This is a genomic window from Pseudomonas sp. WMBT8 (assembly GCF_050916005.1).
In the GTDB taxonomy this organism is placed as follows: Bacteria; Pseudomonadota; Gammaproteobacteria; order Pseudomonadales; family Pseudomonadaceae; genus Aquipseudomonas.
Genome location: NZ_CP188096.1, coordinates 5,238,192 through 5,256,045 on the forward strand (window position 1 = coordinate 5,238,192; position 17,854 = coordinate 5,256,045).

At 59.4% G+C, this 17,854-nt stretch carries 18 protein-coding genes; 8 read left to right on the forward strand and 10 right to left on the reverse strand.

From position 1 onward, the window contains the following. Nucleotides 1-27 precede the first annotated feature (27 nt). Nucleotides 28-1,566, reverse strand: a complete 1,539-nt coding sequence (gene murJ / locus ACO77H_RS23840; protein WP_432754643.1) for a murein biosynthesis integral membrane protein MurJ — start codon at nt 1,564-1,566, stop codon at nt 28-30. A 253-nt stretch (nt 1,567-1,819) separates the two neighbouring features. Here murJ and rpsT point away from each other — a divergent pair, with 253 nt between their 5' ends. Continuing rightward, complete coding sequence (gene rpsT / locus ACO77H_RS23845; protein ID WP_029292043.1) at nt 1,820-2,098, forward strand: 30S ribosomal protein S20; 279 nt, start codon at nt 1,820-1,822, stop codon at nt 2,096-2,098. 189 nt (nt 2,099-2,287) lie between these two features. Here rpsT and ACO77H_RS23850 read toward each other — a convergent pair whose 3' ends face one another. From ACO77H_RS23850 to rplU, 5 genes are all read right to left on the reverse strand, one after another. Then, entirely contained in the window at nt 2,288-2,752 is a 465-nt protein-coding gene (locus ACO77H_RS23850) for a CreA family protein (protein WP_169951059.1), read from the reverse strand. 12 nt (nt 2,753-2,764) lie between these two features. Then, the gene (gene proB, locus ACO77H_RS23855) at nt 2,765-3,883 is read right to left on the reverse strand and encodes a glutamate 5-kinase (protein ID WP_169951401.1); all 1,119 of its coding nucleotides are present in this window, start codon (nt 3,881-3,883) and stop codon (nt 2,765-2,767) included. Between the two features lie 123 nt (nt 3,884-4,006). After that, on the reverse strand, nt 4,007-5,230 hold the full coding sequence (gene cgtA / locus ACO77H_RS23860) for an Obg family GTPase CgtA (RefSeq protein ID WP_154906582.1): 1,224 nt from the start codon (nt 5,228-5,230) through the stop codon (nt 4,007-4,009). A 193-nt stretch (nt 5,231-5,423) separates the two neighbouring features. Beyond that, nucleotides 5,424-5,681 (reverse strand): 50S ribosomal protein L27, encoded by a 258-nt coding sequence (gene rpmA, locus ACO77H_RS23865; RefSeq protein WP_029292052.1) that lies wholly within the window; start codon nt 5,679-5,681, stop codon nt 5,424-5,426. 34 nt (nt 5,682-5,715) lie between these two features. Further along, nucleotides 5,716-6,030 (reverse strand): 50S ribosomal protein L21, encoded by a 315-nt coding sequence (gene rplU, locus ACO77H_RS23870; RefSeq protein ID WP_003176051.1) that lies wholly within the window; start codon nt 6,028-6,030, stop codon nt 5,716-5,718. Between the two features lie 239 nt (nt 6,031-6,269). Here rplU and ACO77H_RS23875 point away from each other — a divergent pair, with 239 nt between their 5' ends. The 3 genes from ACO77H_RS23875 to ACO77H_RS23885 all read left to right on the forward strand — a co-directional run bounded on the left by ACO77H_RS23875 (nt 6,270) and on the right by ACO77H_RS23885 (nt 8,203). Then, nucleotides 6,270-7,238 carry a polyprenyl synthetase family protein gene (locus tag ACO77H_RS23875; protein ID WP_038443490.1) on the forward strand — a complete coding sequence of 323 codons (969 nt, stop codon included), beginning with the start codon at nt 6,270-6,272 and terminating at the stop codon, nt 7,236-7,238. A gap of 172 nt (nt 7,239-7,410) precedes the next feature. Further along, nucleotides 7,411-7,752 (forward strand): zinc ribbon domain-containing protein YjdM, encoded by a 342-nt coding sequence (locus ACO77H_RS23880; protein WP_032861873.1) that lies wholly within the window; start codon nt 7,411-7,413, stop codon nt 7,750-7,752. A gap of 193 nt (nt 7,753-7,945) precedes the next feature. Next, on the forward strand, nt 7,946-8,203 hold the full coding sequence (locus tag ACO77H_RS23885) for a PA4570 family protein (protein ID WP_029292069.1): 258 nt from the start codon (nt 7,946-7,948) through the stop codon (nt 8,201-8,203). 142 nt (nt 8,204-8,345) lie between these two features. Here ACO77H_RS23885 and ACO77H_RS23890 read toward each other — a convergent pair whose 3' ends face one another. Further along, on the reverse strand, nt 8,346-8,963 hold the full coding sequence (locus tag ACO77H_RS23890) for an FKBP-type peptidyl-prolyl cis-trans isomerase (protein ID WP_038443496.1): 618 nt from the start codon (nt 8,961-8,963) through the stop codon (nt 8,346-8,348). 147 nt (nt 8,964-9,110) lie between these two features. Continuing rightward, nucleotides 9,111-9,599: a TIGR00645 family protein gene (locus ACO77H_RS23895; RefSeq protein ID WP_057441112.1), complete on the reverse strand. Its 489-nt coding sequence runs from the start codon at nt 9,597-9,599 to the stop codon at nt 9,111-9,113. A 164-nt stretch (nt 9,600-9,763) separates the two neighbouring features. Between ACO77H_RS23895 and ACO77H_RS23900 the strand changes: the two genes are divergently transcribed. Continuing rightward, nucleotides 9,764-11,587: a hypothetical protein gene (locus tag ACO77H_RS23900; protein ID WP_169951062.1), complete on the forward strand. Its 1,824-nt coding sequence runs from the start codon at nt 9,764-9,766 to the stop codon at nt 11,585-11,587. 26 nt (nt 11,588-11,613) lie between these two features. Here ACO77H_RS23900 and ACO77H_RS23905 read toward each other — a convergent pair whose 3' ends face one another. Then, nucleotides 11,614-11,934 carry a hypothetical protein gene (locus ACO77H_RS23905; protein ID WP_169951064.1) on the reverse strand — a complete coding sequence of 107 codons (321 nt, stop codon included), beginning with the start codon at nt 11,932-11,934 and terminating at the stop codon, nt 11,614-11,616. Nucleotides 11,935-12,189: 255 nt separating this feature from the next. Next, nucleotides 12,190-14,628, reverse strand: a complete 2,439-nt coding sequence (locus ACO77H_RS23910) for a Lon protease family protein (protein WP_169951066.1) — start codon at nt 14,626-14,628, stop codon at nt 12,190-12,192. A gap of 265 nt (nt 14,629-14,893) precedes the next feature. On the opposite strand from ACO77H_RS23910, the gene ACO77H_RS23915 reads away from it, so the two are divergent. The 3 genes from ACO77H_RS23915 (at nt 14,894) to ACO77H_RS23925 (ending at nt 17,792) form a co-directional block, all read left to right on the forward strand. Continuing rightward, nucleotides 14,894-15,382, forward strand: a complete 489-nt coding sequence (locus ACO77H_RS23915) for a DUF3015 domain-containing protein (RefSeq protein WP_029292080.1) — start codon at nt 14,894-14,896, stop codon at nt 15,380-15,382. Nucleotides 15,383-15,476: 94 nt separating this feature from the next. Next, nucleotides 15,477-17,330 (forward strand): Lnb N-terminal periplasmic domain-containing protein, encoded by a 1,854-nt coding sequence (locus ACO77H_RS23920; protein ID WP_432754644.1) that lies wholly within the window; start codon nt 15,477-15,479, stop codon nt 17,328-17,330. Nucleotides 17,331-17,489: 159 nt separating this feature from the next. Continuing rightward, nucleotides 17,490-17,792: a chorismate mutase gene (locus tag ACO77H_RS23925; RefSeq protein ID WP_172312263.1), complete on the forward strand. Its 303-nt coding sequence runs from the start codon at nt 17,490-17,492 to the stop codon at nt 17,790-17,792. The last annotated feature ends 62 nt before the right edge of the window (nt 17,793-17,854 follow it).

The window sequence follows — 17,854 nt, forward strand, 5'->3', positions numbered from 1 at the left end:
AAACAGCCGGCTTATTGTTGATTGTGATCAATTCAGCGCCTTGCGATTGAAATCCCGCAGGCGAAAGCCCAGCACCAGCAACATGCCAAAGTAGGCGACCACCCCGGCCACGACCAGCAGGCCCAGGCGCAGGAATCGGTCGAGCATCTGCCCTTCGTCCCACGCGGGCATCCAGTGCATCAAGCCCAGCAATACCGCCGACATCACCGCCACCGCCACCAGCAATTTAAGGGCGAACACGCCCCAACCCGGCTGCGGCTGGTACATTTTCTGTTTACGCAGTTGATAAAACAGCAGGCCGGCATTAATGCACGCCCCGGCGCTGATCGCCAAGGCCAGGCCCGCGTGCGCCAGAGGCCCGATGAAGATCAGGTTGAACAGCTGGGTAACCACCAGGGTGAGAATTGCGATCTTCACCGGGGTCCGGATATTTTGCTGGGCATAAAAGCCCGGCGCCAGGACCTTGATCACGATAATCCCCAGCAACCCTACCGAATAGGCGACCAGCGCGCGCTGGGTCATCAAGGCGTCGAACGCGCTGAACTGGCCGTACTGGAACAGCGAAACCGTCAGCGGCTTGGCCAGGATCCCCAGGGCCAGGGAGCACGGCAGCACCAACACAAAGCACAGGCGCAAGCCCCAATCGAGAATACGCGAGTATTCGTGGCGGTCCTTGCTGGCATAGGTGCGGGCCAGGGTCGGCAGCAAGATGGTGCCCAGCGCCACGCCGAGCACGCCGGAGGGTAATTCCATCAGACGGTCGGCGTAATACATCCACGACACCGAACCTGAGACCAGCAACGAAGCGAACGCAGTGTTGATGATCAACGAAATCTGGCTCACCGATACCCCGAGAATCGCCGGCAGCATGTTTTTCATGACCCGCCACACGCCCGTGTCCCTGAGGTTCAGGCGCGGCAACACGAGCATGCCGATCTTTTTCAGGTGCGGCAGTTGATACAACAGTTGCGCCAAGCCACCGGCCAGCACTGCCCAGCCAAGTGCCATGACGGGTGGATCGAAGTACGGCGTGAGGAACAGGGCAAAGATGATCATGCTGACGTTAAGCAGGGTCGGCACAAACGCCGGTACCGAGAAGCGGTTCCAGGTATTAAGGATCGCGCCCGCCAGGGACGACAGGGAAATTAGCAATATATAAGGAAAGGTCACCCTCAACAGGTCACTGGTCAGGGCGAATTTTTCTGGAGTGTTGGCAAACCCGGGCGCCGTGGCCCAGATAATCCAGGGTGCGGCGAGCATGCCGGCGATGGTCACCAACATCAGTACCAGGGTCAGAAGCCCCGAGACATAGGCAATGAATGTGCGAGTGGCTTCCTCTCCCTGCTGGGTCTTGTACTCGGCCAGGATCGGCACGAATGCCTGGGAAAACGCACCCTCGGCGAAGATCCGCCGCAACAGGTTGGGCAGTTTGAACGCGATAAAGAAGGCGTCCGTGGCCATGCTCGCGCCAAAAATACGCGCGATGAGGGTGTCACGCACAAACCCCAGAACCCGGGAAATCATCGTGATAGAGCTGACGGCGGCCAACGATTTGAGCAGATTCATTGAAAGAGTTTTTGCCTATAGATAAAGAGCAGGCGAACAAAGCGCCTACTTATGCGATACTGCGCGCCTGCAACAGCACAGAGCCAAAGCTCGCGAGTTTACAGGTCAAGCGCCGGAAATAAATCACCCGCCTCTTCAGATCGACCACTCAGCAGTTCGCATCAGCCGCCCTTGACAAGACGTCAACTCATCGGCATGATTCGCGGCCTATTTTGTTTGCTATTTCCTAAAAAGTCTTTCGAGGAGCTCGACGGTGGCCAACACACCTTCCGCCAAAAAACGTGCAAAACAGGCTGAGAAGCGTCGCAGCCACAACGCCAGCCTGCGTTCCATGGTTCGTACCTACATCAAGAATGTAGTTAAGGCCATTGACGCAAAAGACGCTGAAAAAGCTCAAGCTGCTTACGTTCTGGCCGTGCCAGTTATCGACCGTATGGCCGATAAAGGCATCATCCACAAGAACAAAGCTGCTCGCCATAAAGGTCGTCTGAATGGCCACATCAAGGCTCTGAACCTTGCTGTTGCAGCCTAAGCGATAAGCTTGTTAAAAAACCGACCCCAGGGTCGGTTTTTTATTACCCACGATTTATGCCACACCCCAAAACAAATGTAGGAGCTGGCTTGCCTGCGATGGGTATTAACATTCAACATTAATGTCGACTGTTGAACCGTTATCGCAGGCAAGCCAGCTCCCACATAATGCAGAGCAGAGTTGCCAGGTTTATTGCGCGCTAGGCCACGGCAAGATCGGAATCGCCGTCACCGCATTCTGCGGACTGCCTTCGATCAAGCGATCGCTGTAGACCAGGTACACCAGGGTATTGCGCTTCTTGTCGAGGAACCGCACCACCTGCATGGTCTTGAACACCAGCGAAGTGCGCTCCTTGAACACCTCGTCACCATCTTTCAGCTCACCCTTGAAGCGAATCGGCCCCACCTGGCGACAAGCAATCGACGCCTCGGCACGATCCTCAGCCAAGCCCAGCCCACCCTTCACTCCGCCCGTCTTGGCGCGGGACAGGTAGCAGGTCACGCCATCCACCTTGGGATCATCAAAAGCCTCGACCACGATCCGATCGTTTGGCCCGACAAACTTGAACACCGTCGATACCTGGCCAATCTCTTCAGCCGAAGCCAGCAGCGGCATCGCCACCAGCAGACCGAGCAACCCCTTCATCACGCGCATCGCAGTTTTCCTTTAGACCAGAATCAGGTTGTCGCGGTGAACCAGCTCCGGCTCAGCCATGTAACCCAACAGACCGACAATCGACTCAGACGACTGCCCAATGATTTTCTGTGCCTCGAGGGCACTGTAGTTGGCCAGGCCGCGGGCGATCTCACGACCGTCGGGCGCCACGCACACCACCATTTCACCACGACGAAAGCTGCCCTGGACCAGCTTGACGCCTACCGGCAGCAAGCTCTTATTGCCTTGGGACAACGCAGAAACAGCCCCCGCATCCAGCACCAAGGTACCGCGCGTCTGCAAGTGACCAGCCAGCCACTGCTTACGCGCCGCCAGCATGCCGCGCTCCGGCGACAACAGCGTGCCGATGCGCTCACCGGCCTTGAGGCGATCCAGCACGCGCTCCAGGCGCCCACCCACGATGATCGTATGGGCACCGGAGCGAGCCGCCAGGCGCGCCGCGCGCAGCTTGGTCTGCATGCCGCCTCGACCCAGCGCACCACCGACACTGCCCGCCACCGCGTCAAGCGCCGGATCATCGGCCCGCGCTTCGTAAATCAGCTGGGCGTGCGGATTGTTGCGCGGATCGGCGTCGAACATGCCATCACGATCCGTGAGGATCACCAGCAGGTCGGCCTCCACCAGATTGGCCACCAGGGCAGCCAGGGTGTCATTGTCACCAAAGCGGATTTCGTCGGTCACCACGGTGTCGTTCTCGTTGATCACCGGGATCACCTTGAGCTCGACCAGGGCACGCAAGGTGCTGCGGGCATTGAGGTAGCGCTTACGGTCGGATAGATCGTCATGGGTCAGCAGAATCTGCGCGGTATGGCGGCCGTGCTCGGCAAAGCTGGATTCCCAGGCCTGCACCAGCCCCATCTGGCCAATCGCAGCAGCGGCCTGCAACTCATGCATCGCGCTGGGTCGCGCGGTCCAGCCGAGGCGGCTCATCCCGGCGGCAACCGCCCCGGACGACACCAGCACCAACTCGACACCTGCCTCATGCAAGGCCACCATCTGTTCAACCCAGACGCTCATGGCTGCGCGATCCAGCCCCTTGCCATCCGCCGTCAGCAGCGCACTCCCGATCTTTACGACCCAGCGTTGCGCACCCGTCACTTTGCTCCGCATCATCTTCAACCTTAGATTGAGGGCCACGCGACCCAGCGCCGCCCATAACGTTATTCGTGACTACCGATTTCCAGATACTAAAACGCCGCTCGATTGAGCGGCGCTTAAGTTTATCGCAACAGATCAGTCACGCACGTAAATGATTTCTGGACCATCTTCATCATCCACGTCTTCCTCGTCCCAATCATCGTCACCGATATCATGGACCGACTTGACGCCACTGCGGCGCAAGGCACGCTGGTCATCCAGCGCCTGCAACTGCGCACGCGCTTCATCTTCGATACGCTGGTCGAGGTCAGCCAATTCAGCCTTGTAGACCGGATCGGCAGCCAGGCGATCAGCACGATCTTCCAGGTAGCGCATGATGTCGCGAGTCAGACGCTCAGTGCCTTCTTTGGCAATGGCGGAGATCACGTAGACCGGACCTTCCCACTGCAGGCGGTCAACGATTTCCTTGACCCGCTCTTCATGTTCTTCTTCGAGGATCTGGTCGCACTTGTTCAGCACCAGCCAACGGTCACGCTCAGCCAGGGACGGGCTGAACTTGGCCAGTTCGTTGACAATCACTTCAGCCGCATCCGGGGCACTGGTTTCATCCAGCGGCGCCATATCGACAAGGTGCAGCAGCAAACGGGTACGGGACAAGTGCTTGAGGAAGCGAATGCCCAGACCGGCGCCATCGGAAGCACCTTCGATCAGGCCCGGAATGTCCGCAACCACGAAGCTTTTCCAGCGATCGACACTGACCACGCCCAGGTTCGGCACCAGGGTGGTGAACGGATAATCCGCCACTTTTGGCTTGGCCGCAGACACCGAGCGAATGAAGGTACTTTTGCCAGCGTTTGGCAGGCCCAGCAGACCCACATCCGCCAACACTTTCATTTCCAGCTTCAGGTCACGCTGCTCGCCCGGCTTGCCTGGCGTAGTCTGGCGCGGCGCACGGTTGGTACTGGACTTGAATCGGGTGTTACCCAGACCGTGCCAGCCGCCCTGCACAACCATCAGCTTCTGGCCGGCCTTGGTCAGGTCGCCAATCACTTCCTGGGTCGCGGAGTCGATGATCGTGGTGCCGACCGGCACACGCAGCACCAGATCCTCACCTTTTTTACCGGTGCAGTCGGTGCTGCCACCATTGGAGCCACGCTCGGCATCGAAGTGCCGGGTGTAGCGGTAGTCGACCAGGGTATTGAGGTTTTCGTCGGCCATCATGTAGATAGAACCGCCATCACCGCCGTCGCCGCCGTTCGGGCCACCGTTTTCGATGAACTTTTCGCGACGGAAACTCATGCAACCGTTACCGCCGTCGCCTGCTTTTACTCGGATGGAAACTTCATCAACGAACTTCATAACAAAACGCCTCTCGCCGCACGGACGAGCTTAAGAAACCAAGACATAAGACTCTTGCAAAAATGAGCGCAGCGACCTCAATCAGCGACCGCAAATCCCGCTGCCTTCGCCATTACAAACAGCTTTGCAAGAGACTCACCCCACAAACGAAAAAGCCCCGTCGCAAGACAGGGCTTTTCCAGCGAGCTCGCAATTAAGCCGAGACAACGCTCACGTAACGGCGGTTGAACGCGCCTTTTACTTCAAACTTGATCACGCCTTCGATTTTCGCGAAGAGAGTGTGATCTTTACCCATGCCTACACCGTAACCGGCGTGGAATTGGGTGCCGCGCTGACGCACGATGATGTTGCCCGGAATGATTTTCTGGCCGCCATACATCTTAACGCCAAGGCGTTTGGCTTCTGAGTCGCGACCGTTACGGGTACTACCACCAGCTTTTTTGTGTGCCATGAGTCAATTCTCCTAGTGAGGAATTAGGCTGAAATTAAGCCTGAATACCGGTGATTTTGATCTCGGTGTACCACTGGCGGTGGCCCATACGCTTCATGTGGTGCTTACGACGACGGAACTTGATGATGCGGACTTTATCGTGACGACCTTGGGAGATCACTTCAGCCACAACGGTAGCGCCAGCAACAACTGGAGCGCCGATGTTCACGTCATCGCCATTGGCGACCAACAGAACGCGATCAAAAGTAACGGATTCGCCGGTAGCGATTTCCAGTTTTTCGATCTTCAGGTATTCACCTGGGGCGACCTTGTATTGCTTGCCACCAGTAACAATTACTGCGTACGACATGGTATTTCTCCGATAATCCTGCTCACCCAGCGCTTTATAAGAAGAGGTATTGGCTGGCATGGCTGCATGGGATGGACGTCCCGAATGCAATTGCGTAAGGCAGGTGCTGCCCAGGAAGTTCAGGGTGCGCGATTGTACGCAAGCTGCGAGAGGCTTGCAAGTAGCCGTCTATCGCGCCTTGACACCCAGGGGCGCGGGTCCTAGCATGCCGCGCAACCCTTCTGGAGCGACTGTCGCTGATGCAACCCCAAGCTTTCTACCGCGCGGTGGCGGACGATTTTAGCGCCGTCGACGGCATCATCAAGAAGCAGCTGACTTCTAAAGTGCCACTGGTCTCCAAAATTGGCGACTATATTACTTCGGCCGGCGGTAAACGCCTGCGGCCATTATTAGTGTTGCTGTGTGGCAAGGCCCTGGGCCGTGAAGGCGATGACCTGCGCCTGCTGGCCGCCACTATCGAGTTCCTGCATACCGCCACCCTGCTGCACGACGATGTGGTCGACATGTCCGGCATGCGCCGTGGCCGTGAGACCGCCAACGCCATGTGGGGCAACGCGCCCAGCGTGCTGGTGGGCGATTTCCTGTATTCGCGCTCGTTCGAAATGATGGTCGAGCTAGGCTCGATGCCGGTGATGAAGATCCTGTCCCAGGCCACGCGCATCATCGCTGAAGGCGAAGTGCTGCAGCTGTCCAAGGTGCGTGACGCGAGCACCACCGAAGAAACCTATATGGAAGTGATTCGCGGCAAGACCGCGATGCTCTTCGAAGCCTCGACCCACAGCGCCGCCGCCCTGTGCGAAGCGAGCGCCGAACAGGCCGAAGCCCTGCGCACCTTTGGCGATCACCTGGGCGTGGCCTTCCAGTTGGTGGATGATCTGCTCGATTATCGCGGTGATGCCGAAACCCTGGGCAAGAACGTCGGTGACGACCTGGCCGAAGGCAAGCCGACCCTGCCGCTGATCTACACCATGCGCGAAGGCACCCCGGAACAGGCGGCATTGGTGCGCAAGGCGATCCAGAAAGGCGGCATCGAAGACCTGGAAAGCATCCGCGCCGCCGTGGAAGCCTCGGGTTCGCTGGACTACACCGCACAGCTGGCCCGCGACTACGTGGCCCGCGCCATCAAATGCCTGGAAGCCCTTCCAGCCAGCGAATACCGGGACGCCCTGGTGGAGCTGAGTGAATTTGCGGTAGCCCGTACTCACTAACACTCTGTGGGAGCCGGCTTGCCTGCGACAGCATCACCTCGCTACAGCTGATAGACCGAGGTGTCTGCATCGCAGGCAAGCCGGCTCCCACATTGAGACCGCATCGCCCCGCCCCCGGCAAAACCCTATATAATGTGCGACTTTTAGCCATCCTGACTTTCAAGGAGCTTTAGTGAGCACGTTGCCACCCTGCCCAAAATGCAATTCCGAATACACCTACGAAGACGGCGCCCAGCTGATCTGCCCGGAATGCGCCCATGAGTGGTCCGTCGGTGGTGAAGCCGAAGCAGCCAGCGATGAAACCGTGAAGAAAGACTCTGTTGGTAACGTCCTGCAAGACGGCGACACCATCACCGTGATCAAGGACCTCAAGGTCAAGGGCACCTCGCTGGTGGTCAAGGTCGGCACCAAGGTCAAGAACATCCGCCTGTGCGATGGCGACCACGATATCGATTGCAAGATCGACGGTATCGGCCCGATGAAGCTCAAGTCCGAGTTCGTCCGCAAGGTCTGACCTGCCGCCATCCCGTGCCCCGCGCGGGATGGCGCTTCACCCTCCCCGTACCACCCCCTCCCCAGTAGCAAAAGGCCAGCCCTTTTGACCTTGAACAATGCCCACACAGAAAAACCAGGAAATTGCCAATAGGGACTTGCTATTCTTTGAATAAGAATTATTCTCATTGAAACCCTTCAAGGAGATGCGACCCATGACTTATTTGATTGATGCCTGGCTGGACCGTCCGCACCCTTACCTGCGGATCCTTCATCGGGAAACCGGCGAAGTCTGTGCGGTGCTGGAAGAAGAAGCGCTCAATGAACTGCAGGACCAGGGCGACCTGGACGTCAACGGCCTGAGCTCCAGTGAACCTGGGGTGCTTAAAGAGGTGGTGAGGAATCTGTTTCTGTTCTGCTATGCCCGAGCGTTGCGCCCGGTGACGGAGCTACATGGCAAGTTTCATCCATGAGCAACCGCGCAGAACCTGATTGCATGGCCCTCTGCAGGAGCTGGCTTGCCGGCGATAACATCACCTCGGTGTAACCCATACCGAGTTGTCTGTATCGCTGCGACCCGCCAAGCCAGCTCCTACATAGAGCCATCAGCAGGTCTTACAGAACGTCGAGCAGCTCGACGTCGAATACCAGAACGCTGTGCGGCGGGATGCTGCCAACACCTTGTGCGCCGTAAGCCAGTTCGCTCGGCACGTACAGGCGCCATTTGCTGCCGGCATTCATCAGTTGCAGGGCTTCGGTCCAGCCAGCGATCACACCACCGACCGGGAATTCTGCCGGCTGGCCACGCTCGTAGGAGCTGTCGAACACAGTGCCGTCGATCAGGGTGCCATGGTAGTGGGTACGCACCTGGTCTTCACGGGTCGGCTTGGCGCCGTCGCCGGCGGTCAGCACTTCAAATTGCAGGCCGGAAGCCAGGGTGGTGATGCCGTCACGCTTGGCGTTCTCAGCCAGGAATGCCAGGCCCGCGCCTGCGGCTGCTTCAGCCTTGGCCGCTGCTTCGGCTTGCATGATGTCGCGAATCACTTTGAAGCTGGCAGCCATTTGCTCCTGGTCAACACGGCTTGGCTTGCCGCCGAACGCGTCGGTCAGGCCAGCCAGGATCGCGTCCAGGCTGACGCCCGGTGGCGGGTTGTCGCGCAGTTGGTCGCCCAACTGACGGCCAATGCCGTAGCTGACGCGGGTTTCGTCGGTGGACAGATTGACTTCGGACATGGAAAGGCTCCGCTGTAGGACAACTGCAAAAATCCGCAAAAACGCGGGATCTGGCGTGTCATCCAAACTAAAAGGGCGAGCAGACTAGCACACTCGCCCCAGGCTTGATGAGCCCAAAATCCCGGGCCGGCAGGCGCCGGTCATGGATCAATGCTTGGTCAGTTTATCCAGGTAGCCCATGGCAAACGCCGAGATCACGAAGGTCATGTGAATGATCACGTACCACATCAGGTGCTGTGGATCGACATTCTTGGCATCCATGAAGATCCGCAGCAGGTGGATCGAGGAAATTGCCACGATGGACGCCGCCACCTTCATCTTCAGCGACGAAGAGTCCATGGTGCCCAGCCAGTTGAGCTTCTCCTTGTTGTCGTCGATATCCAGTTGCGAGACAAAGTTCTCATAGCCGGAAATCATCACCATCACCAACAAGCCACCCACCAGGGCCATGTCGATCAACGACAGCAGCACCAGGATCAGCTCCGACTCGGCCATCGCAAAGACATTGGGCAGCAAATGGATCACTTCCTGGAAGAATTTCAGCGCCAACGCCAGCAGCCCGAGGGACAAGCCGAAATAGATCGGCGCCAGCAGCCAGCGGGAGGCGTACATTGCATTTTCGATAAAGCGTTCCATGGAATCTCACACAGCTTGGCTAGAAATGGCGGCGAGTATATCAGCCGCGTACATTGCGCCATAACCACCCGGAAACTGACCTGTAGCGCTTCTGTAAGACAATTTTTCTGCTAGTGTCGGCCTCATCAACGTGGCTCGATGCTGCCGGACAGGAATCTCAAATAATGGATGTGCGATCTCCCTTGGCCAGTCTTGGCCTGTGTATGGCTTTACTGGCGGCCAGCGGCTGCTCCCCCAGCGACGAGCACAAGCAAGCCTCTCTGGAAGAAAAAACCACCCAGTTCGAACAATCCCTGGATACGATCCAGGATCCGCGCCTCAAGGAGGCCGTGGGCGAGCTGGGCGGCTCGCTGCTATTGCTGGAGCGGGCGCGCATCAAGCTCGACACCAAGCCAGTGGAGACCGAGTACGGGGAAAACAGCCTGGCCGTGCTTGCGCACTACCCTACCCCGCAAGCGCTGGTGGATACCTACATCAACGGGCTGTTCGTCCTACGCAAGAACTCGCACTCGGACTACCTGACCGATCTGCAACCGGTGTTCCCGTTCAGTTTCAATATGCCGGACCAATTCCCGTTTCCCCATGGCCTGGAATGGCAATCGGTGACCTTGAGCAACAACAAGATCATCCCGTTCCAGCCGGAATGGTCAGAAACCGACCCCGGCATTCAGTTGAGCCCCAGCAGCTCCAACCTGACCAACCCGGACGACCTGACCGTCACCTATCCCTTCATCGAAGGCATCGAGACGGACAACAAGAGCCAGCCCCAACCCGTCACCCTCAAGGGCCGGGTCGAGGTGATTGCACCCAGCAAAGTGCTGACCTTCGACCTGACCCGCAAAGACGTGGGCCACAAGCGCACCGAGGCAAACATCACGCTGACCCTGCTGGCCCTGGAGAACAACTACGCCGAGATCGAACTGACCAACACCAGCCCCCTGGCGCCACAAGTGGCGGATGAGTCGCCCAACCCGCTGCTGGTCCAGGCCCGGGACACCACCGGGCAATTTCTTTCCCGTGCCGGTTCGATCAATGAAAGCGCCGCCCAGGTGGCGTTCTACGAGCAGCAACTGGCGCAGATGCGCAAGCAGACAACCTGGTCCGAGGCCTTTGAAAAGCAGTTGCAAGACGAGCAGAAAGCCTTCGAACAAAAACAGGCCAGCCACTACGCCAAGGTCTACTTCAACGGGGTGATCGATAACCTGCAAGTCAGCGTGCTGGATTTCTCCGACGCTACAGTCACCCGCAAGGACCTGGAACTGCCGATACGGCGCTTTGACAAGAACAGTCTGGAGAAAACCGTGCAGGGCCTGCCCATGCCCGTCACGGTGTATGACGATGAGGCCGCAGGCTGGCTCCAAAGTGCCAGCCTCTCCGAAGACCAGTTGAAAAGCAGCGTCACCATCAGCCAGTCGGTGGACGACGCCAGCGCCGCCCACATCGCCTTTGACCATCCCTTCACCTTCAATGACGACCTGATCGGCTCGACTCGCACCAGCAACGACGCCCCGCTGACGTTCTTCACCGCAAATGATCAAGGCAAGCGCGGCGAGCCCATCGAGCTGCCCACCGAGGCCTTTGAGGTCGACCCATGGCGCGCCACCATCACCTACGACCTTAATTTATTCCCGGAAACCCCGGCATTTGCCGTGGGATCGATCCCGCTGTTCCTGGCCACCATCGAAAAGAACACCGTCAACACCGCCCAACTGCCCAAGGGCCTGTCGATCCAGGACAACGTGCTGATTGTCGACCAGGCGCTCTTCCCTTCCGATAGCTGGCGCTTCTTTGCCAAGGACGCCAGTGGCAAGTACTTGAAGGAAATCCTCGGCGTCAGCCACCGCGCTGCGGAATACGGCACCGCGTTGTTTGATGTGCATTACTTTTATGGCCAGCCGACCGCGCTTGAAACGTACCAGCGCACGGCGTTGAACACCGTGCAATACGGCTTCGAGGTCAAGCTGGACAAGCCCGAGAGCAAATTGTAGGAGCCGGCTCCTACAAAGGTTGCGGTTTACAGGTGCAGGGCCTGGGGCCGTCCGCCATTGAGCTGGCGCAGGTGGGCCTGCAAGTGCAGGCACCAGATCTGCGGGTCGTCGGCCAGTTCGTAGCCGTGCAGGGTCAGGCTTTGCACGATGGATTCAAGAATGTTTTCCGCGACGAACGGGCCATGGAACGGCCCCTGGGACTTGATGGTCGAGGGCTGCTCACCTGTCATTCCGGCGGCAAACAGCAACGTCCACATCCCGGCATCCCCCGCAAGAGGACGAATGGAACATTCAATTCGGGTGACCAGGCCCAGGCACTGGCGGGTGAGGCAAAGGCTGCGCGGCATGGCGGCGACCCTCGGTAGATCCGGTGTTCAGCCTCCAGACACAAGGCCGTCTCTATCCCATGACTCCTGTAGATATCCCTTGAGCTGAGAATAGAAGAAAACCGCTACAAACCAAGATTGTAGGGACCAACGGCCATCAGCTCCCCACAACCCAGCCAAAAATATGGCGCTTTCCCCGCTCGGACCCGACTTGCCGGCGATAGCGATACATCGAGCGCCATCGCCGGCAAGCCGGCTCCAATGGGTGATCCCGCATCAGCTGGGCTTGGCTTCGACCAACGCCTGCTGCGCCAGCTCCTTTTCCGCTTCCTTGAGGTCTTCCTCGCTGATCATCTCGGCAATCGCCCGCAGACGTTCAACCACGCGCGCGTTGACGCTACCCTCGGGGAATTGCCCTTCGGCATCCGGCTCGCCGGCAGGCTCGCCCACCAACAGGCTCAACGCCTCGTCGGCCTGGCGCACGGCATACACGTGGAACTGCCCTTGCCTTACCGCCTGCAAGACCTTCTCGTCGAGCATCAGCGTCGCGACGTTGGCCTGGGGAATGATCGCGCCCTGCTCGCCCGTCAAGCCACGGGCCTCGCACAGGCGGAAGAAGCCTTCGATCTTCTCGTTGACCCCGCCCACCGCCTGCACTTCACCGAACTGGTTGATTGAGCCAGTAATGGCAAAGCACTGCTTGAGCGGGGTCTTCGACAGCGCCGAAATCAACGTACAGGCCTCGCCCAACGAGGCGCTGTCGCCGTCGACATAACCGTAGGATTGCTCCAGGGCAATGCTCGCAGAGATCGCCAGGGGAAATTCCTGGGCATAACGGCTGCCCAGGTAACCGGTGAGGATCATCACGCCCTTGGAGTGGATCGGCTGGCCGAGGTTGACCTCACGCTCGATATCGACAATGCCACTGCCGCCCGGGTACACCGTGGCAGAAATGCGCGCCGGCACACCGAACGCCGAATCACCGACCTCCAGCACCGTCAGCCCGTTGCATTTGCCCACTGCCGCGCCGGCGGTGTCGATCAGGATCACCCCGGCGAGCATGTCGTCGAGGATCCGCGCCGAGACCCGGCCGGTGCGCGTGGCCTTGGCCTTCAACGCGCGCTCGATGTGCCCGGCGTCGGTGCGTTCATCACCCGCCAGGTGGCGGATGAAGTCCGCCTCGCTGACCAGCTGGAACAGGTCGCCGATGCGCGCCGACAAACGTCCCTGGTGCTCCGCCAGCCGTGCGCTATAGGTCGCCAGGCGTGCCACCGCATCCGAGGTCAGCGGCGCCATGCCTTCTTCCGAGGTGCGGGTTTTCAGCAACTGGGCGAACTGCTCCAGGCTTTCATCGACCATCGGGATGTCTTCATCGAAATCCACCAGCACCCGGAACATCTCCTGGAAGTCCGGATCCAGGTCTTGCAGGGTGTAGTACAGCGAGCGGGCGCCGATGATGATGACCTTGACCTGCAACGGGATCACTTGCGGGTTGAGGGTCACGGTGGCCAGGCGGCCCAACTCGCCCAGAGGCGACTCCATCTTCAACTTGCGCGACTGCAGCGCGCGCTTGAGCGCGTCCCAGACAAACGGCTCGCTGAGCATTTTCTCGGCTTCGAGGATCAGGAAACCGCCGTTGGCACGATGCAACGCCCCCGGACGCAGTTGCCGGTAGGTGGTGTAGAGCGCGCCCTGGTCGGTGCTGTACTCGATACGGCCAAACAGGTTGTCGTAGGTCGGGTGCGGTTCGAACACCACCGGCGCGCCGCCATTGAGCGGATGGCCCACCACCAGGCTCGGGCAGTACTGCTCTTCCAGCAACTTGCGCGCCTGGGCGTCGGTTTTGGCGTCATCCACCAGCAGTTCGACCACGGTTTTGAGCAGATAGACCTGCATCGCCTGCAGGTAGCCGCAGACGCCGGCGTTCTCGGCGTACTTCTCGGACAACGGTGCCAGCAATGGCTGCAAGGCCAGGGTGATGGTCTCTTCGTTGAACTGGCGCATCTGGTTGTTGGACTCGCGCTTCCACTGCGGCAGGCTGGCGAGTTCTTCGTTGAGGCGCTCTTCGAGCTCGGAAATATCCGTGTGGAAACGCTCACGGTCGGCTTCCGGCAGTTGCGAGAACTCGGCCTCGTCCAGGGCCTTGCCATCGAGCATCGGGGTAAAGGCGATATTGCTGCTGTCACGGTACAGCGCCACGTCCTTTTCCAGGGCCAGGCGCTCGATCACATCCAGGGCGCGGTCGTAGCGCTGGTTGAAGGCGCGGTCGATCGCGCTTTTGCGCTGTTGATACGTAGGGTGCTCGAACACTGCCGGGAAGGTGGCGACCAGGTTGTCGATCAGGCCACTGATATCTGCGATGAACGGGGCCGCGCCGCCCGCAGGCAATTCCAGGGCGCGGGGCTCGCGGGGCTCGTCGAAGTTATTGACGTAGACCCAGTCCGCCGGGGTCTGCAGGCGCTTGCCTTCGGCCTTGAGGTAGCGTTTGACGAACGAAAAGCGGCCGGTACCGGGCTCGCCCATGACAAATACGTTGTAACCGGGGCGTGGCATGGCCACACCGAACTGCAACGCTTCAACCGCGCGTTCCTGGCCAAGCACACCGCGAAAGGGCTCCAAGTCATTGGTGGTCGAGAAGCTGAACTGTTCAGCGGAGAAAGGACGGGTCAGCGCTTCGGGCGCTAGACGCAAGCTGGCAGCAACAGGATCAGGCATCGGGCTTCCTTACATCAGGCGGGGCAATGGCGGCATTCTGGCGCCGTGCGTAGCTGGCTGGCAAGGCACGACTGAGGTAAAGCATAGACACGGGATGCGGCCTGCAAAAAAACCAGTCTGCATTGATTGTTTTACAAAAAAGCACGGAACCCTTGGAACATGCCTAAACTCCAAACTGCGCGGGTTGGACTAATAACTGGCCCCTAGGGTGCTTTGCGGCGCCTGAACCCTTGTCCATTGGTTTGCACACTAAGAGAACAAAGCTATGAAACGGATCCTTCTCGGTACTCTCTTCACCGTTGTCTCCCTCAATGCAATGGCCGAAGCGCCAGGTGGCCCTAACTGCGGTTGGGGCAACATGCTGTTCGAAGGCCAGCGCGGCACGCCGGCTCACTTCCTCGCTTCCACCACCAACGGCACCTCCGGTAACGCCACCTTCGGCATGACCTCGGGCACCAACGGTTGCAGCACCAACAGCGCGCTGACTTACGGCGGCAAATCGTGGATTGCCATGAATGGCATGATGAACGAGCTGTCCGAAGACATGGCCAAAGGCAATGGCGAAGCACTGACCACCTATGCTGTGGTCCTGGGCGTTGCTCCAGAAGATCGTGATCACTTCGCCGCTGTGACTCACGAACACTTCCAGCAGATCTTCAGCAAGGCTGACGTGACCGCAGAAGACGTGCACTCCAACACCATCGCTGTTCTCAAGGGCGACGCCCGCCTGGCGAAATACGCCACCCAGGCTTAAGCTCGACCTACCCGCGCCCTTACCCGGCGCGGGTTTTATTTTTTGGACCTGCCCCTTTCCCGGGTCTTTATTTATTCCGACTTAAGTTGCCCCTATGCTCAAACGCCTTGCCTGCCTGGCACTCTTCGCCTGCGCCCCGCTATCTGCGGCGCCGCACCTTGATGATCAACGTTTGCAGCAATTGGCCAATGATCCATTCTGGCTTTCATTGGGGCACTACGAAGCCGGCAAGCTCAAAGGCTGGCGCAGCTATGTCAGCGACCAGAAATTCTTCCTCGCCAAAGACGGCGCCCACCACCCGGACGCCGAACTCAAGGCCACCGTAGACGCACTGTACGCCCCGGCCAGCCTCGGCGAAAAACATGCCCAATGCGTGTACCCGGCCCGCACCCGCTGGCTCAAGGACCAGTTGCACCTGACTGACCTGCCCGCCGTGGACTGCGTCGAGTTCAAGCAATGGTTCAAGGACGTCGCGCCCCACAGCGCGGTGATGATCTTCCCGGCGGCCTATCTCAACAGCCCATCGTCGATGTTCGGCCATACCTTGCTGCGCATCGACCAGGCTGATGTGCAAAGCAACAAGACCGCCTTGCTCAGCTACGCGATCAACTTCGGCGCCTACATTGAAGGCTCGGACAACAGCATCCTCTACGCCTGGAAAGGCCTGATGGGCGGTTATCCCGGCCTGTTCGCCCTGGTGCCCTACCAGGAAAAGCTCTCGGAATACCGTAGCCTGGAGAACCGCGACCTGTGGGAATACCGCCTGAACCTGACCCAGGTCGAAACCGAGCGCATGGTCGAGCACGTGTGGGAGCTCAAGCAAATCCAGTTCGACTACTTCTTCTTTGACGAAAACTGCTCATATCGCCTGCTGGAGCTGCTGCAAGTGGCCCGCCCCGGCCTGCGCCTGACCGAACAGTTCCCGCTCACCGCCATTCCCACCGACACCGTAAAAGCGGTGAAGGACGCGGGCCTGGTGGAGAAAATCGATTATCGCCCGTCCCGCGAACGTGAGTTGCTGGAGCGCGCCAAGCCCCTGGACAGTGACGAGCAGCAATGGGTGCTGAAGATCAGCGATGACCAGAAACAATTGCAAGATCCAACGTTCAAGGCCCTTGGCAAAGACCGCCAGGCCCTGATCATCGACGCCGCCTACCGCCTGGGCCGCTACCGCGCCAACGGCCTTGAGCGCGACAGCGAACGCTCCCAGCGCAGTTTCGAGTTGCTGCGGGCAATCAACCAGAACCCGGCGCCGGACCTACAAATCGAGCGCCCCGGCCTGCCGGAAAACGGCCATGAATCGCGCACCTGGCAAGCAGGTATCGGCACCCGTGGCGACAAAGCCTTCGGCGAATACGGCCTGCGCATGGCCTACCACGACCTAAACGACAACGCCGAAGGCTTCCCCCTGGGCGCGCAGATCGAAATCCTGCAGATGAAACTGCGCCAGTACGAAGGCAACAACTGGCAACTGCAACAACTGGACCTGGCGACCATCCGCTCCCTGACTCCGCGCAATGAGCTGCTGCAACCGCTGTCCTGGCAAGTCACCGGCGGCCTGGAGCGGGTACCGGGCAAACATGACGACGAAACCCTCGTCAGCCACGTCAACGGCGGCGCCGGCGGCACCTGGCAACTGCACGACGACATGCTCGGCTTTGCCCTGGGCACCGTGCGCGTGGAACACAACAACGACTTCAGCGAATTCATCTCACCCGCTGCCGGCTTCAACACCGGGCTGCTGTGGAAAAACCCGCTAGGCAACCTGAGCCTGGAGGCCAAGGGCGACTTCTTCACCAATGGCGAGGTACGACGTAGTATCAGCCTGAATCAGCAGTGGGAAGTATCACGCAACCTCGGCGTGCGCCTAAGTGCGCAACGGGAGTTCAGCCACCTGGCGACGCCGGTCAACGAGGTGATGCTTGAAGTGAAGTGGTATCACTACTGACCGGCCCCAACGCCTATTGAAGATCCAGTGTGGGAGCGGGCATACCCGCGATAGGGGTGTGTCAGTCGCTGTGGATATGACTGATCCACCGCCATCGCGAGCAAGCCCGCTCCCACATTTGGCCCGCGTTTATCCCACACCCTAAGGAGCTCTTACGACATGGCCGTTACCTGCACCAGCCTTGAACACGTCCGGGAAAACATCGACCGCCTTGACCGCCAGATCGTCGCCCTGCTGGCCGAGCGCGGCAGTTTCGTGTCCCAGGCCGCCCGCTTCAAAAAAGACAGCGAAGGGGTCAAGGCACCCCAACGGGTCGAACAAGTGATCCACAAGGTTCGCGATTTAGCGCAAACCCTTGGCGCAAACCCCGACGTCACTGAACAGGTATATCGCGCGATGATTGGCGCATTCATCCAGCAAGAACTGGCCGAACACGCTGCGCTCGCGCAACCCACCGCCTAAGCCCCTGTGGCGAGTGAGCCGCCCAAACAAATTGCTCACCCCGTTTTCACATCGCCCCGACG